Genomic DNA, 16,909 nt, shown 5'->3' with positions numbered 1-16,909 from the left:
TATGTATATGGTCAAAAATCTGCTTAAATCCGCTTTTGCCCTCTTGTTGGCTACGGTAAGTTACACCTCCACTGCCCAACCCTACAAGCCCGCAGTGTTTACTGATCCCGACAGATTAAAAAAGATTCAGGCTACTTTCCCGGTAATCGATCAGCTTTATAAAAAATATGCTGAAGATAATCACTGGCCGGGATTGGTGTATGGCATTGTGGTTGATGGTAAGCTGGTACATACCGGTGGTTTAGGATATACCGATATTGATGCCAGGATCAAGGCTGATTCATCGTCGGATTTTCGGATCGCCTCCATGACCAAAAGCCTTACCGCTATGGCTATCCTAAAACTCAGGGATGAGGGCAAGCTAAAACTGGATGATCCGGCTTATATTTATATCCCCGAGATGAAGGGGTTGAAATATTTGACCAAAGATGCTGTCCCGGTAACCGTAAGACACCTGCTTACGCATACAGCAGGTTACCCGGAAGATAACCCATGGGGCGACAGGCAACTTGCAGTTAGCGATGAAGAACTCCTGGCGTTATACAAAAAAGGTGTTTCATTTTCCAATGATCCCGGTCAGGGCTATGAGTACAGCAACCTTGGTTTTGCTACGCTGGGATATATCATCAAAAAAGTATCGGGCAAAACTTACGAGCAATACATCACAGAAAATATCCTTAAACCGTTAGGTATGATACATACCTATTGGGAATATGCCAAAGTGCCCAAAGATAAACTGGCGCATGGCTACCGCTGGCTTGATGGTAAATGGGTTGAACAACCTCTGCTGCATGACGGGGCTTACGGTGCGATGGGCGGCCTGATCACCACTATTGAGGATTTTAGCAAATACATAGCTGTGCATATGGATGCCTGGCCTCCGCGCGATGATGCCGAAACCCTGCCAGTAAAACGTAGTTCTATCCGGGAAATGCAGTACCCCTGGGATGTGAATTATTTAACTGTAAATGCCAAAACAACCACGGGCAGACCATGCCCCAATGTCAGTGCCTATGCCTACGGTTTGCGTTGGGCAAAGGATTGTGATAACCGCGTATACATTGGTCATACAGGGGGCTTACCGGGTTTCGGCAGTCAGTGGAATATCTTGCCGGAGTACGGTGTGGGCGTTGTTTCATTTGCCAACCTGACCTATGCCCGTGCTGGTTATCCCAATAACCAGGCTCTGGATACTTTACTGGCTCTTTCGGGTATAAAATCACGGCAATTGCCGGCATCAGCCATATTAGAGCAACGTAAAAATGATCTGCTTAAAGTTATTGCTGATTGGAGCAAGGCTAAAGAAAGCGGCATTTTTGCTGATAACTTTTTTATGGATTATTTCCCCGATAAACTTCAAGCAGCCGCAACTGAAGCTTTTGCAAAAACAGGCAGAATAATAAGTGTCGGTGATATTGTTGCCGAGAACCAGTTGCGCGGTTATTTTATTATCAAATGTGAAACTGGAAATATCAAAGTGAGTTTTACACTTACACCCGAAAACCCGCCATTGGTACAGGAGTTTCATTTTGATGTGGTGCAATAATAATTGTTAAAATCTTGGGCTCGTTTGTAACGAGTGCGCTTAATATGGTTTGGTGATTGCATTGCCTCTTGCGTTATAAACGCAAACCCAGGTTGCGCACTCGTTACAAACGAGCTCGAGTATAAAGCTTGTTTGCAAATGAGTGCAAGTAGGAATCTCAAAAAAATGTCATTGCGAGAAGGAACGACGAAGCAATCGCATGCTATACAGAGCGGCTATGCTTCCGTGCGATTGCCACGCTACGCTCGCAATGACATTTTTTTGGTATCACGTTTTCTGTTTTTTCTTCTTCGCCGCCGGGAAAAGCACATTGTTTAATATCAGCCTGTAGCCAGGAGAATTGGGATGAAGTTTCAAATCTGTCGGCGGATCATTTACAGCATGTTGATAATCTTCAGGGTCATGACCGCCGTAAAAGGTCCATTGGCCTTTGCCGTATTCGCCGTGAATATAGCGGGCTTCATTGGCGGTTTTCATTTCGCCCATAATGGTAACGCCCGGTTTGAGCATGCTTTTGTTATAAGCAGTAGTTAAACCCATAAAACCTTTAATTACTTTGTCATGATCCTGCGTAAGCATACTCGGCACCACATCCCATTTGGCCGAAAAATCAAACAGTGTGAAAAAATCACGGGTGCGGTCTACCTGGCGGGTAGTGGTAACATCAATATTGCTGAAGGAATGCGAAATGGGGTTCATATCCAGCGTAAAATTCTGAAAGGCGAACGTTTGACTAAAATCGAGTTTGGATTGCGCGTCCTGGTCGGCAGCATCACCGTCGAACATACGTTCGCAGATATCTGTATTAGCAGCCGATAGTGCAATGTCAAAAGTATCGGTACCTGAGCACATGGCAAACAGGAAGCCGCCGCCTGCGCAAAAATCTCGGATGTTTTGGGCTACGGCCAGCTTCATTTTTGATACCTTGCTAAAGCCCAGTTTATGGGCCATGGTCTCCTGGATTTTGATATCATCGGTATACCATTGCGCGTAACGGAAGGCGCCATAAAACTTGCTGTATTGCCCTGTAAAATCCTCGTGGTGCAGGTGCAGCCAATCATACTTAGGCAGTTCGCCGTGGATCACCTCTTCGTCGTAAACTACGTCGTACGGAATTTCGGCATATTTTAAAACCAAGGTAACTGCATCATCCCAGGGCAGCTTGTTTTTGGGGGAGTAAACCGCCATGCGGGGGGCTTTCTCCAGTTTAACCAGGTCCATATTTACCGATGGATCGCTTACTTCGGTAATAATTTCGGTGGCTTTGGCATCGGCAATAACTTCGTAGCTTACCCCGCGGATCTTGCACTCTTCCTCAACTTTTTGCCCGTACTTCATCATGAAACTGCCACCACGATAGTTGAGCAGCCAGTCGACTTCTTCGCCGTTTTTGAGCACCCAGAAAGCTATCCCGTACGATTTCAGATGGTCCTTTTGCTCATCATCCATAGGGATTAAGATAGATGCAGCCCGCGACGTTAAAGGTAAAAGGTAAAAGGCGAAAGGTAAAAGGAACTTTAGCTTTATAAGTAATAGACGAAATGTAAGAGGTGAAAAGTTATTGCCTGATGAATTATTCACGATCCTTGTTAATTTGTTTACTGCCGGGTTATCAAATGTAACGAATAAAGGGCTAATGTATTTTAACCATTTTTAACACATAAGGGCTTCTGGCTATATGCATGTTGTTTTAGCTTTATGGCGTTGTTAAATCTGGTCCTTAAATGAGTTTATCTGTTATTGTCAGAAATATTTTCCTTGTCGGTGTTTTATTAATATCCTGTTTGGCCGCGCACGCGCAGAACGGAAGTTCGGGTATGCGCCTCAATCGTGATGCGTTGATTAAAAAGCTTACAGAAGCCGACAGCAGTCTTGTTTTTAAGCAGGACACAGATATCAGCCTGTTGCCAAATTTTGTCGCCACAGATGCCAATGGAAGCCGGGCCCAACTAATTGGCAAGCCCGATGAGCTGGCAATAGTTAAATGGACTTACGTTTTTACCACCGACGAAAAAGTGAACCTCGCCGAACTGCAAAAACTGGCCTGGTTTGCCAATACTTTGGGTGATCAGGAAGGACTCGACTGGTTTTTTGCCCAACTGGCCGAATTGGGTAAAGATTATAAAAAGCCGCTTTCGGAAATTAAAATGTTTGATTCAAAAAGAAAAGGCGAGATTAGTTATTCGCCAAAACAAAGATTACTTACCATGACTTTTACACCCTGGTAATTAATAAATATTCAAACCTTTCACCTTTAACCTTTCGCCTTTAACCTTTTTCTTTAATCCTCAATTTTATTACCTTTGCCAACTGTTTTCTAAAAAACAAAAACATGAGCAAAGCAATAATCAAAACCGAAAAAGGCGACATGACCGTAGAGTTTTACGATCAGGATGCCCCTAATACCGTTGCTAACTTTAAAAAATTAGCAAAATCAAACTTTTATGATAACGTGATATTTCACCGTGTTATCCCTAATTTTATGATTCAGGGCGGCGATCCAACCGGTACCGGTGCTGGTGGCCCAGGCTACAAAATTGATTGCGAGCTTACCGGCAACAACCAATACCATGACCGTGGTGTGCTTTCAATGGCACATGCAGGCCGCAACACTGGTGGCTCACAGTTTTTCATCTGCCACAATCGCACAAACACTGCCCACCTTGACCGTAACCACACCGTTTTTGGTAAAGTGATTGAAAATGTTGACGTTGTTGACGCTATTCGCCAGGGAGATAAAATTTTAGGAATCGAAGTTATTGAAGATTAAGTGAATTTTGATGAGGTGAGTAGTTTATTGGTTAAACATAATAAACTACTCATCTAATCAGCCCCAACAAAAAATATATGAATTTACAGGGAATTGTATCGGTATCAGGAAAACCGGGTTTATGGAAAGCTTTGGCACAAAATAAAACCGGCTATGTGCTGGAAAGTTTAGATGCACAGAAAACAAAACTGATAGCCAACCTTTCTACAGCCAAATTAGCTGCTTTAAGTGAGATCACCATTTTTGGTGTTGAGGATGATATCAGGTTAACTGATGTGCTTGAGCGCATGAAATCAGCATCAAACATACCTGACGTTAAAGCCGACGGTAAAGCGTTGCGTACCTTCTTTTATGAAGTAGCGCCAGATCATGATGAAGAAAAAGTTTACTCATCTGATATTAAAAAGGTAATAGCCTGGGTTCCAGATATTAAAGCCGCTTCCAATTTTTGAAGAGGCCGATCCTACCCAGGCACCTGCCCCGGTTGCAGAAGAACCCGTTGCCGAAGCTGTAACAGCTGAACCGGAAGCTGAGCCAGCAGCACCAAAAGCAAAAGCTAAAAAAGCCACAAAAAAAGCCGAATAATCGGCTTTTTTTAGTTATAGCGATTCCCATCGTCCTGCGTGCTTTAAATGATGTCATTTCGAAGCCTGGAAGGATGGAAATTGTGAAGGCAAGGCCGAGAAATCTTATACGCCCTGTAAAACGTTGATTTTATGTCGTAGAAGATTTCTCCTCACCCATCCCGTTTGTTCCCCGGCCGGTTCGTCGAAATGACATCTTCTTTATGATATTATAAGAACATACGGGTATTTAAGAGCATTACTCGGTATCAGTATAAGCATCGCCCCCAATAAAGATCATTGTATTTGTTGCGTGTGCAGGTGAACCCGAAGCACCTAAGGCAAATGATTTTTTGATCACCTTGCTGCCATAATTCAGTTCGATGGTGTTGCCGTAAATTTTGTAGGTGCCGCCTTTGCCTCCGGTTTTTTTCCAGGCGCTGGCAGCAGGTGTCATGATTCCGCCGTTTGATCCTTCAGTAAAATGAGTATCATCAATAAAATTGATCTTTTTGATTACCAGGGCATTTGTGCCGTTGCCATAATCGCTGCCGCTTACTTTTTCATATCCTTTTTTTAGCTTAATACTGCCTGTATACGGATAGGCCGGGAACCAATTGCCTTCACCCAACTTATAATCATAGGTTTTTCCTTCGTTATTAGTAAGATAAAAGGTTGCGCCCGTTTTTTTCCAGGTTCCCCAGGCTTTAGGGCGGCTGCTTTTAGCGGCTGTTACATCCAGCGTTTCAATTGGCTCATCACCAACGTCAAAGTATTCGCCGTTTTTAAATAATACTACGGGTTCAAAGGCAATGGCAGCAGGATAGCCACTTACAGCCCTGAAATACCATCCTTCAACGGCAGGAGCAGCCTTTGCTGGTTTGTGATAGGCGCCTCCGCTTTTTGCATTAGCGGTGGCGCTTAAATGTAATGTGAAGCTTGAAATAGCAAGGCAAATAGCCAGGTGTTTAACTTTCATATCATTTAGTGTTTTGGTTAACTTGTATTAATTAACTCAAACATAAATGATTGGTTTGCAGGAATCTGATTAAGCTTTTGTTAAAAGCTATACATCCATCGCATCATAAACAATAACCTTTTCCCAAAGATGGCTGCAGTTTTTAATAAACTCCAGGTGGATAGGATGGGTTTGATAAGTGGCTTGTCCGGCCAGATCGCTGAAAAACATCAGTTCGGACACCGCCCAGGAGTTATCTACTACGTCGCGTTTTTCGGTACTGGCTACGATACCTACGCGAAGTTTGCGTATGGTTTCAATTTTGGCAAGGGTTTTAACTCCGGCTACCAATTTATCACGGTCTTCTGTTGATCCCGGATTTTTAAGCCAGAAAAACACATGGTGAACTATTGGCCATTCTTCTTTTTGCTCTTTCAGCGATATTGCCGATGCTGTAACTGTACCTGCAGCCAGTGCCGCTGTTGTGGTTATGAATTTTCTTCGGGTTGATTTCATGACAGGTTAAATAATCGCTTTCAAGGTAGTAAGAATTATTTAAAACGTTTATAAGTTGTTTCAATCAAAACACATCCAAAACATAAAGCAGCACAATAACAGGCAGCACATTTAAAAATATCACAAGCCCGATGTTCTGATCCTGCACATCTCTCTGCGCATAGCGGGACAGGAATATGATAAAAACCACATAGTAGATAAGCGGAAAAACGAATATTACGGAAAGCAGCAGTCCCGCCGAGCTCATAAGCTGCCCCCAGCCTAATATAACCGGCCATGCCATCATTCCGACGATTTCAAGAAAAGTGATAACGGATAGTACTTTTAAGGTTTGGGCTTTGCTCATGTTAAGGTAATTGTTTACCTCAAAAATAAGAAAACTGAGGGGTTTTATGAAATATGAAGAAGCAGCCTACAAACACTCCGGCTGCTTGCACCCTTCTTCCGAAAATTCGGGTTCAAAAGTGCTGTGGCTGATATCAAGATGTTCCAGTCGGTGGCGAAGGTCATGCTTGATATTATCAAAATCGGCCATGGCTTCAGGCTTGATCACCAGGTGGGCAGTAAGTGCGTTTTCGGTGGTGCTGAGTGCCCAAACGTGCATGTGGTGAACATCAACCACACCTTTGGCTTTTTTAAGTTCGGCTTTGATCTTGTCAAGGTCCATTTCGGCAGGTACGCCGTCCATTTCCAAACGCAGGCTGGCTGTAAGCAAGCTCCAGGTGCCGCGTAATATCACAAAACCTATTATCAGGCTCACTGTGCTGTCAATCCAGTACAGTTTGGTAAAGTATATGATAATACCAGATATCACCACACCAAAGGATACTATGGCATCAACAGCCATGTGCAGGTAAGCGCCTTTAATATTGAGGTCGGTATCTTTATCTTTAACAAACAGCCACGCTGTAAAAGCGTTAATGCCAATGCCTATAAAAGCAACCCAGGCCATGGTGCCGCCCGATACTATTTCGGGGTTCATGAAGCGCGTAATAGCCTCATAAATAATAAAACCAACGGCCGCAAATAATATTACCGCGTTAAAAAAAGATACGATGATGGTCGACCGCTTATAGCCGTAGGTATACTTACTGTTAGCGCTTACTTTGGTGAGTTTAAAAGCAAGCAAGGCTAACGCGAGGGAGGCCACATCGCTCAGGTTATGGCCGGCGTCGGTTAACAGGGACAACGAGTGTGTAATAAAACCTGTAATAGCCTCAACCACCACAAACACCGAGTTAAGCACTATGCCCCAAATAAAAGCCGAATTTAAATGATCAAGCTTAGGGGCATGGTCGTGATGATGGTGCCCGTGCGAATGTGAGTGTGAATGATCGTGACCTGCTGACATTTAACAAAGGTAGGTAAAAACCTTGATTCGCATGATTTTAGGATTTCCTGAAATAAGCATTTGCTGTAACATCGTTGTGGTCATAATCCCGCTCCGTATCTGTTTATTTGATCAATCATCAGGGCAATCCTTAAATCCTAAAAATCATGGTTCGGATTATTCATGATGATAAGGCTCTCCCTTCATAATGGTATATGCCCTGTACAGTTGCTCCACAAAAAACAGGCGTACCATCTGGTGCGAAAATGTCATGCGCGAAAGAGAGATCTTGTCGTTAGCCCGCTGGTAAACGGAGGTATCAAAGCCATAAGGCCCGCCTATGATGAATATTAAATTGGCAGATGTGGTAACTTCTTTTTTATTGATATAAGCTGCAAACTGGGTTGAGGTAAATTCAGAACCTTTCTCATCCATCAGGATCACAAAATCAAGCGGGGTGATTTTCTTGAGGATCAACTCGGCTTCTTTGGCCTTTTGCTGCTCGGGGCTCAGCGCTTTGGTGTTCTTCAACTCGGGGATTTCGGCAAGCTCCAGTTTGGTATAGTGTTTTAGCCGTTTTACATATTTATCAATGCCTTCCTTTAAATAGGCATCCTCTGTTTTTCCAACGGTAAGGAACGTGATCTTCATATCTGCAACAAATAAACGTTTATTTAAAATATATGTGTTTATTTTGGTTGAATTTATCTGCAAATGGAACAAACAATTATAAACGATTATACTCAAAGAGCAAGCCTCGCCGCTGCAGAAGCGGCCAAATATAAAAAGCTTGCCAATACCTATTCACTGCTGAGGCTCGGCATTTTTGCCATGGTGGCTGTAACTATAGCCTTTGCCATTCACTTCGATAATTTTAGTATTATCGCCATAGCCTTTGTATTGCTGGTTTTTGCCTTTGCCTGGCTGGTAGCGCGACAAAGTGCGTTTGAAAAGCAGAAACAGTATTATGACGATCTGCAGCAGGTAAATGAAAACGAGATAGTTAGTATCCAAACCCACGGAACTATCTACAACGATGGCGCGCGCTACGCTAACGACAAACACTTCTACACTTCCGACCTGGATATTTACGGTAATGCATCGTTATACCAGCTCATCAACCGTGCAGCTACTACCCCGGGAAATAATAAACTGGCAGGTTGGCTCAATGCCCCGGCAAGCAAGCAAACCGTATTACAGCGGCAGGAAGCCGTTAAAGAAATAGCCGCTAAGCACAGCTGGAAGCTCGATCTGCAAACACGGCTCATTTTCGCCATAAAGCAGGACGTGAACCAGCTTAAAAACCTTTTCAAATACCTGCACATTCCGCTCGATATGCCAGGCGAAAAATGGCTTGCCGCTTATACCAAAATAGCGCCTTACTTGTTTACGGCGTTGTTGGTTGTCGCTTATTTTTATTCGCCGGTGAAGCTTGCGGCCATCGTGGTTGGCTTGTTTAATATGGGGGTGGTGTTTTCAAAAGCAGCCTACATCAGCAAAGCCGATCTTATTGCCGGTAAAATAGGTGATACTTTATCCAACTATGCAAATGTATTTAAGTGCATTGAAGACCAGCAATGGCAGGCCGGTTATAGCAACACCCTGGCGCAACAGCTAAAAACAGACAAGACATCGGCCAAAATAAAAGAACTGGGGGAGTTGATCAATAAGCTTAATTATCATCTTAACCTGTTAATCGGCTTTGTGCTCAACCTGTTTTTCTTATGGGATATCCGCCAGATCATCGCCATTGAAAACTGGAAACGTCAAAACCAGGACAGCCTTGAAGCCGCTTTTGATGTCATTGCTGAATTTGAATCGCTGTTAAGCCTGGCCGGTTTGGCCGTAAACTATCCGGATTGGAGTTTTCCTGTTATTGACGACAGGCCGGGCTATACCCTTACAGCTAAAGCCATTGCCCACCAGCTTATTGACGCCACCAAACGTATAGAAAATGATTACGAACTGGATAACACCTTTAAGGTTGATATCATCACCGGATCAAACATGGCCGGTAAGAGCACCTTTTTGCGTACCGTGGGCATTAATACCGTGCTGGCCTTAAGCGGTGCCCCTGTTTGCGCCCAAAGTATGCAGGTATCGGTGATCACCATGATCAGTTATATGCGCATCAAAGATTCGCTCAATGAAAGCACCTCAACCTTTAAGGCCGAGCTTGACCGCCTGCAGATGCTGCTGGCCGCGGTTGAAAATGAGCCTAAAGTGTTTTTCCTGATTGATGAAATGCTGCGCGGTACCAATTCGGTTGATAAATACCTCGGCTCAAAAGCGGTTATCGAGCAGCTCATCCACAAAAATGCGGTGGGTATGGTAGCCACTCACGATTTACAGATAGCCCATCTCGAAACCAAATATCCTGATTACGTACGTAATTTTTATTTTGATATCCAGGTAGTGAACGGCGAAATGCTGTTTGATTACAAGATCAAGCACGGTGAATGCAAAACTTTTAACGCCTCGCTATTGCTTAAACAGATAGGGATTGAGGTGGACGCAGAATAGAACCGGGATTTTGTCTGAACTCGAATTAAACGAATTTTAAGAATTTATCGAATTTTAAAATTCTGTCAATTCAATGAATTCAACAAATTCGAGTTCAGACAATCCTGGTTCAGAAAAAGAGCCGGAAGCATTTACGCTCCCGGCTCTTTAATTTTTTCTTATATCCTGACTCTAACAGTCTTGACTCTTAAAGATTATCGGCCTCCTGTAGGTGAACCGCCGGCACCCTGGTCGCCTTGTTTCATGTCATCATTGTTGATGCCTTTTTTCTGCTGTTGCGGGTTGCTGAAGCTTAATTTACCGAAGCTGTAGCTAAACGTTACACCAAACGAACGGAATGGGAACGCAAATTTGCTGCTTTGCGTAAATGTTGGTGTTTTTATGTCGGTATTAAAGTTTTTGTAAGTATTGAATGGCTCAATGGCATTAATACCCAATGCAAGTTTCTTTTGCATAAACTGTTTTTTAAAGCCAAAGCCCATAATGCTGAACGATGGATTTGAGCCCTGAATGGTGCGGCGTGCCGAATTTTCAACAGCAAATGCCTCAGCTATAAAGTTGTTTGGCAGTGTAAGCTGAGCACTTAAAAATGCGTTGTACTGCACATAAGTATTGGTTTGTGTTTGTTGATGCGTAAACTGGTCGATAGCGGTTGGTTTGTAAGTGTAAGCGTTGATTTGTCCGCGTATGGTCAGGATCTTGAATGGGGTTACCGAACCAAAAAAGCTTGCGCCATATGAGTTATTTACACCAATGTTTTGATAGGTAGTTAAAGTAGCGTTCTGATCACCATTAGGTGGCAGGTTTTCAACTATACCTTCAATTAGGCCTGATGTATGCTTATAATAAGCCGACAGGTTGATCACAGACGATTTTATGAATGTGTTATAACCCAATTCAACTGTTTGCGATATTTCGGGCGCTAAGTCGGGGTTACCAACTGTTTGCGCTGTAATATTGCTCCTGTTAACAAAGGGGTTCAAAAACTGTAAGCTTGGGCGTGTTATACGCTTGCTATATGATAATTTGATAGTTTGAGTAGGTGTAAGCGCCTTTTGAAAAGTTAAGCTTGGTATAAACGTATTATAGTTTTGATCAAAAGGGCTAAGATTTTGAGCACTATTGATTGGCTCGCCGTGAATATCCGTATTTTCAAGCCTCGCACCTGTCATGATGGAGTAGCCTTTAGGCAGAGAGAAAGTTAATACGGTATAACCGGCCCAAACTGTCTGATTATAATTATACCTGTTTGAGTTTGGATCGCTGAATACAAAACCGCCGTTTCCGTCCGGTACAAAATAATCCGAAATACTTTTTATCCTCCTGATGATGTTTTTGCCGCCGGCTTCCAGCTTAAGCAGTTTGCTTACAGGTAAAGTATAGTCGGCTTGTATGGTATACTCGTTGTTTTTACCGTTAATATTGTTTTGAAGGGAATCAAACACCGCCGAATACAAGTTAGTATAATCGGTAACAATTTTGCTATGGCTCCATTGTGCAGACAGGTCCAATTCATGACCTTCTTTTTTAAATTTGTGCGTGTAATCAATGTTCCAGTCAAAGCCACCAAAACTATTGTGACCGCGACCATCAGAAGTGTAAGACTGATCTTTGGTGTGATCAAAATAATAGGTTTGATTTGTGGTTGACAGCGAATGCGGATCAAAACCACCCTGATTTAAACGGATAGAAGTACGTAAGTTGTTGTACGCGTTAAAATCATAGCCAGCCGAAACAGAACCTATTACGCCGTGACGTTTAACGCGGCTGGTTCCGGTAGATGTTTGCTCATAGTGTTTGGTAGGGTCGTTATAATTAAAGTTCTGATCGCTTGAGGTAAGCGAGGTTTGAGGCCACGTTGCGTTACCACCGGCGTTTGCCGATAAGCTAAACCTGTTGTGGTTATAGTTGATATTGGCGTTGCCGTTGTTTTGACGTGTACCAACACCACCGCTGATTGAACCGCTGATACCCGAAACATTTTTTTGCTTGGTAATGATGTTCAAGATACCGGCCGAACCTTCTGCATCATATTTGGCAGATGGTGAAGTTACCACCTCGATACTCTTGATCTGGTCGGCGGGGATGGTTTTCAATACATCCGATAAGCTGGCAGATGTAGCACCGGATGGCTTGCCATTGATCAATACGCGTACGTTTTGGTCACCACGAATAGATACGTTACCGTTAAGGTCGACAGCAACCAAAGGCACTTTCTGTAACACATCGGTAGCGTTACCGCCTACCGATGTAAGATCCTTTTCGGCGTTATAAACTATCTTATCGATCTTGTTTTCGATTAATGCGGCCTGGCCAACTACGGAAACTTCTTTAAGCGCGTGTGAGCTTGGGGCCAACAGTACCTGACCAAGCTTGGCATCTGGTTTTGATGGGGTAGTGGTTACCTGGTCAATATATTTAGTTGGGTAACCTATAAAGGAGATAGCCAGCTTATATACGCCCGGCTTTATATTGTCCAATTTAAAGTTACCTTTTTCATCGGTTACAACACCGGTAATTGGCGATTTGCCCCCGCTGCGATATAAACCAACCGAGGCGTAGTCCATTGGTTTTTTGGTTAGCGAATCAATGATAGTGCCTGATATTCTGCCTGTTGTTGTAGGTCCGCCGCCGCCCACACCAAACTGGGCCTGAGCCGATAACGCGAAGCAGAATAATGCAATAAGTATGTAAAAACGTTTCATTTAGTATTATTTTGGTAATTGGAGGCGAAAATACTTTAAATGTTACATGCTGAATTTTTATTTTTTTACAAATAGTGCATTTGTAATGTATAAGTTACACTATTATGATGTAACCGGGGATTTTACAATGGGGGATTAAAAGGGGGATTTGCGACGAGGCGACAATATATAAACCATGTCAATTACGAGTGATAAAACTTAGGGGAGATAAATGACAACACCAGGGAAGATTTACAAAGTTTTGAAACTTCGTAAATCTGGATTCAACGCTGTTTTTTAGGAAAAGCGCAAGTCAGCCCGGACCGGGGAAACTTGCGCCAATAGATGATTCAATACCAATTATCAGATTTTACTCTGTCGTTACCCTCAAATTCAAGGTATCGGCTTGCATAGCGGTAAAAATACCGAGGCCGTTAACAACATTGGTTGGGGTATTTACCAGGTTTTGTGAGCTGCCGCGGGTATTGCTGGTTAATATATTAATGTATTCGTCGTTTACCCTTAGCAATATTACTTTATAAGCCCCGTAGTATTTGAAAGTGGTTTGCGTTATGCTGTAAGTAGAGGCTCTTTCGGTATTGATCTCGAAGCTTGGGTTCCTGTTGTTCCTTACCGCTATAATCTCAAAAGGATTACTATCGGTGTTTTTGAAAAGCAGCATATGCTGCAACGAATCGGGGTTGGTCCAGGTAATGGTAGCGCGCACCTTATCGTTATAAGCCTGATCAAGCGTATTGGGCTCATGAAATACACTGTCGGTTAGTTTAAATCCAACTGGTTTGCCCGGCATCACTGTTGACGCGCTCACAACCATATTGTTATAGGTAAACTGCATGGAATAAGTTTTCCCTGCAGTTATGAATGAGGCATCAGCATATGTGTAAGTTCCGTTTGTTCCTTCGGTGAGTTTTACAGTCTGTGTACCATTGCTTACATTAATTGTCAGCCCGGTAATGGCCGATCCATAAGTAGCAGTATCCGTCAGGTCTTTTTGCTGATAAACTTTTACTGAAAGCGGTTGGCCGGCAATCAGGTATGCTTCAACAACAGGTTTGTTCACCGCATCCGTATCAGAAGAGTTTTTTTTGCAGGCCGATGCCATCATCAGGCAACCGGCTATCAGTGCAAAAAATGTATATCGTATGTATGTTTTTATTTCCATCTTAAGCTTAATGTAATGTTAGGGGTAAAGCCGAGGTAGTTAACATCGGTAGTGATAACCTGATTGTTTTGCATTTGGTATTCGCGGTACCAGGTGTTGGTATGATTGTAAACGTTGAACAGCGACAAGCCTATAGAGCCTATTTTATGCCCGTCTATCTTCAGCAGGTCATATGAAACCGACATATCCAATCTGTGATAAGCCGGCAAACGTTCGGCGTTTTTATCGCTTATGTTGAGGTAAGTGATGCTGTTGCCGTCAACCGTTTTAATGGTGTAGCTGGATAAGGGGGCAGTATAAGGATGCCCGGTGCTGAACAGGAAAGTAGCAGCAAAATTCCAGCGCTGGTAATGGTACATGTTAATGGATTTAAACTCATGGCGCACATCTTGGTCGGCAGCGTAATAATCGGTTCCAAAAGCTAAGAATTTATTCTGGGCCTGGGCAAGGGTATAGCTGATCCAGCCGGTATAACGCCCCATCTTTTTCTGTACCAAAAACTCAATGCCTTTAGCACGACCGGTTCCCTCATAAAAGTTTTCAGTTACGGTTTGTGTTTGATTTTGGTTGGCCTCCATCCTGAAACCGCCGCCGGCAGGCTGTGTTTGCCTTACGGTGTACTGGGTAAGGCCGCTAAGCGTTTTGTAGTATCCTTCAACGCTGAATAAAAGCTCGTCCGTTTCGTAGCTGGTACCCAATATGAAATGCCTTGACATCCCAACGGGGATATTGCTGTTGTTTGATAGTACCCAGAAATTACGGTTCCCGGCTAAAATATCCTCGCGGATAACCTGGTTTTCAAACTGGTAAAACTGCCCGGTAGCGCCTTTTATGGTAAATTTATCGGTAAGGCTATAACTTGCCGACAGCCGGGGCTCAAAATAAGGCTTGGATGTAGGGCCGAAATAACTGGCCCGCAAACCAGGCTGAATATGAAATTTATTGTTTGGGTCGATAGCCAGCTCGGTGTAGAAACCCGCTAATATGGCATTATTATGCTGGTTGATGAGCTTGCTGGTATCGTTTTGGGTATACTCGTAATCTATTTTTTTATAAGATGCAAAACTACCGAACAGTAGCTTGTATTTGTTGCTGGCCGTCCATTCCCATTCAGATTTGTAGCCTACATCCTTCAGGTTGTTAGTCTCCAAAGTTCCGTTGCTCAGTGTGTGCGAAATGCCGTTGGTATCAATCTGTGCAAAGCCCGAAGTGCTCCTGTTCCTGTCGTTGAAATAGGATGAGTAGGTGATGTAGTTGTTGGAGTATAGTTTCTTATTCCATTGCCTGAACCATTTGATACTGCTGCCCAGGTTTCCGTATTTGGTATAATCGGTTATGTTGATACCGCTGCTGCCCGACGACAGGAACGATGGCAGGCCCAGTTCCCTGCTGTTATCTGTTTTATCTGTACCTGTGTACAAAGTCCATGATACCTTATCTTTTTGACTGATGCTGTACGTGTACTTGGCATCAAAATCATAAAAGTAGGAGCTTGGGGTAATCTGGTTAGCAAAACCGCCGCCGCCAAAGCCTCCCCGGCCACCACCACCCGGACCGCCGCCCTGCGTGGTTGATGTTTGATTAAACTGGTTGAAGATCTTGTTGTAAAACGGCCCCTGGTACGAGCGCCTTACCGCTAACAGCAAGGTCGATTTATCAGAAAGCGGCGTTTCCAGGTAACCGCTTGCGCTCAATAAACTCAAATCGGTACCAATATTAGTTTCGTTCTTGTTACCCTCCTTGCCGTTGAGTTCGGTAACGCTCGAAAGCCTGCCGCCATATTTGGCCGTAAAGCCGCCTTTATATAATTGCACATCCTTAATGGCACTGGCATTGAAAGCACTGAAAAAGCCATACAGGTGATCAACCTGGTAAATGGTAAAACCATCCAGTACAACCAAATTTTGGTCGGGGGTACCGCCGCGTACGTATGCACCTGATGATGACTCGTTGGTACCGCTTACGCCGGGCATCAGCTGAAATGCACGCAGCACATCCTTATCACCCATGGTTGGCAGCTTATCTAAATTAGCCGGCGAAAGCTGTAACACGCCAACCTGCCTGCTATCGGTATTCATAACGCCGCTTTTTTTACCGGTAATAGTAACTTCATTTAAGCTGTTGAGCGATGAATATAACCCAAAGATCAGCGGCGAATTCAGCTTTTCGCTGCTCAGCCTAAAATAGTCCGTTTGGTAACCTGTATAGGAGACCTCCACTACCGATGTATCTGAAGGTACCCTGAACATCGTAAAATAACCATCAGCATTGGTCATAACGTTGAGGTCGGTTCCCCTGATCTTCACCGTAGCCGATGGCAGCGACTCGCCTGTTTGCTGATCAATTACCCGCCCGTTAATACTCACCAAAAAATGTTTGGGTTTGGCTTTGGGCGCCTCAATCTCTTTAGCCTTTACCGCATTGGCTGCCTGCAGTGAGAGTTTGTTGAGTTTTTGCAGCCGCGCCAGATCGTCGGTGTTTTGGAGGATGTAGATAGTGCCGGTTGATTCTATCCAGTAATGCAGGTTGTTTTCATTACAAACCTTGGCAATTACATTTTTAAGCGGTTCTTCAAAAAAGTGCTCCACAACGTCCATTTCATGTAAAGGCTCCCGTTCAAATACTATGCGGACTTTATAGTTCATGGCCAGTGTATCAAAGAGCTCATCAAGCGGGCACGAAAAAAAATGGTTAACTACAATCTTTTTTAGCTTTTGTTGGGTTTGCTGACTATGGGCCACCGTACCGCACAAAATCAGGGAGCTTATTAACATTAGGGAAAATTTCTTCATGTAGGGGTATATTTTCTTCGATGCCGAAAATGCAGCATGTTTTG

Annotated in this window: 14 protein-coding genes; 5 read left to right on the top strand and 9 right to left on the bottom strand. The window is 43.6% G+C overall.

All coding sequences use genetic code 11. The features are described from left to right. The first annotated feature begins 7 nt into the window (after nt 1-7). Nucleotides 8-1,546 (top strand): serine hydrolase domain-containing protein, encoded by a 1,539-nt coding sequence (locus ABID99_RS21120; protein WP_373615032.1) that lies wholly within the window; start codon nt 8-10, stop codon nt 1,544-1,546. A 267-nt stretch (nt 1,547-1,813) separates the two neighbouring features. On the opposite strand, the gene ABID99_RS21115 is transcribed toward ABID99_RS21120, so the two are convergent. Continuing rightward, on the bottom strand, nt 1,814-2,995 hold the full coding sequence (locus ABID99_RS21115; protein ID WP_218117107.1) for an asparagine synthetase B: 1,182 nt from the start codon (nt 2,993-2,995) through the stop codon (nt 1,814-1,816). A gap of 275 nt (nt 2,996-3,270) precedes the next feature. Between ABID99_RS21115 and ABID99_RS21110 the strand changes: the two genes are divergently transcribed. The 3 genes from ABID99_RS21110 to ABID99_RS21100 all read left to right on the top strand — a co-directional run bounded on the left by ABID99_RS21110 (nt 3,271) and on the right by ABID99_RS21100 (nt 4,768). Beyond that, the gene (locus ABID99_RS21110) at nt 3,271-3,774 is read left to right on the top strand and encodes a hypothetical protein (protein ID WP_373615030.1); all 504 of its coding nucleotides are present in this window, start codon (nt 3,271-3,273) and stop codon (nt 3,772-3,774) included. Between the two features lie 104 nt (nt 3,775-3,878). Then, nucleotides 3,879-4,316, top strand: a complete 438-nt coding sequence (locus tag ABID99_RS21105; protein WP_090534226.1) for a peptidylprolyl isomerase — start codon at nt 3,879-3,881, stop codon at nt 4,314-4,316. A 77-nt stretch (nt 4,317-4,393) separates the two neighbouring features. After that, nucleotides 4,394-4,768 (top strand): DUF5606 domain-containing protein, encoded by a 375-nt coding sequence (locus ABID99_RS21100; protein WP_373615029.1) that lies wholly within the window; start codon nt 4,394-4,396, stop codon nt 4,766-4,768. 370 nt (nt 4,769-5,138) lie between these two features. Here ABID99_RS21100 and ABID99_RS21095 read toward each other — a convergent pair whose 3' ends face one another. From ABID99_RS21095 to rlmH, 5 genes are all read right to left on the bottom strand, one after another. Next, nucleotides 5,139-5,858, bottom strand: a complete 720-nt coding sequence (locus tag ABID99_RS21095; protein ID WP_373615028.1) for a hypothetical protein — start codon at nt 5,856-5,858, stop codon at nt 5,139-5,141. 87 nt (nt 5,859-5,945) lie between these two features. Further along, nucleotides 5,946-6,353: a Dabb family protein gene (locus ABID99_RS21090; RefSeq protein WP_176622251.1), complete on the bottom strand. Its 408-nt coding sequence runs from the start codon at nt 6,351-6,353 to the stop codon at nt 5,946-5,948. Nucleotides 6,354-6,417: 64 nt separating this feature from the next. Beyond that, nucleotides 6,418-6,699 (bottom strand): hypothetical protein, encoded by a 282-nt coding sequence (locus ABID99_RS21085; RefSeq protein WP_188834759.1) that lies wholly within the window; start codon nt 6,697-6,699, stop codon nt 6,418-6,420. Nucleotides 6,700-6,765: 66 nt separating this feature from the next. Further along, complete coding sequence (locus ABID99_RS21080) at nt 6,766-7,704, bottom strand: cation diffusion facilitator family transporter (protein WP_188834758.1); 939 nt, start codon at nt 7,702-7,704, stop codon at nt 6,766-6,768. A 156-nt stretch (nt 7,705-7,860) separates the two neighbouring features. Next, nucleotides 7,861-8,334 carry a 23S rRNA (pseudouridine(1915)-N(3))-methyltransferase RlmH gene (rlmH, locus tag ABID99_RS21075; protein ID WP_129568404.1) on the bottom strand — a complete coding sequence of 158 codons (474 nt, stop codon included), beginning with the start codon at nt 8,332-8,334 and terminating at the stop codon, nt 7,861-7,863. A 63-nt stretch (nt 8,335-8,397) separates the two neighbouring features. Here rlmH and ABID99_RS21070 point away from each other — a divergent pair, with 63 nt between their 5' ends. Continuing rightward, a complete protein-coding gene (locus tag ABID99_RS21070) occupies nt 8,398-10,206 on the top strand; it encodes a DNA mismatch repair protein MutS (protein ID WP_373615026.1) in 1,809 nt (602 codons plus the stop codon). A 194-nt stretch (nt 10,207-10,400) separates the two neighbouring features. Here ABID99_RS21070 and ABID99_RS21065 read toward each other — a convergent pair whose 3' ends face one another. From ABID99_RS21065 to ABID99_RS21055, 3 genes are all read right to left on the bottom strand, one after another. Next, complete coding sequence (locus ABID99_RS21065; RefSeq protein WP_090534211.1) at nt 10,401-12,911, bottom strand: outer membrane beta-barrel family protein; 2,511 nt, start codon at nt 12,909-12,911, stop codon at nt 10,401-10,403. Between the two features lie 349 nt (nt 12,912-13,260). Further along, nucleotides 13,261-14,073, bottom strand: coding sequence for a DUF4249 family protein (locus ABID99_RS21060; RefSeq protein WP_373615025.1), 813 nt, complete (start codon nt 14,071-14,073; stop codon nt 13,261-13,263). Continuing rightward, a complete protein-coding gene (locus tag ABID99_RS21055; RefSeq protein WP_373615024.1) occupies nt 14,064-16,865 on the bottom strand; it encodes a carboxypeptidase-like regulatory domain-containing protein in 2,802 nt (933 codons plus the stop codon). The genes ABID99_RS21060 and ABID99_RS21055 overlap by 10 nt, the downstream gene beginning before the upstream one ends. Nucleotides 16,866-16,909: the final 44 nt, after the last annotated feature.

This window comes from Mucilaginibacter sp. OAE612, assembly GCF_041806395.1.
Classification (GTDB): Bacteria; Bacteroidota; Bacteroidia; order Sphingobacteriales; family Sphingobacteriaceae; genus Mucilaginibacter; species Mucilaginibacter rubeus.
This window is presented reverse-complemented; position numbering and strand designations above follow the sequence as displayed.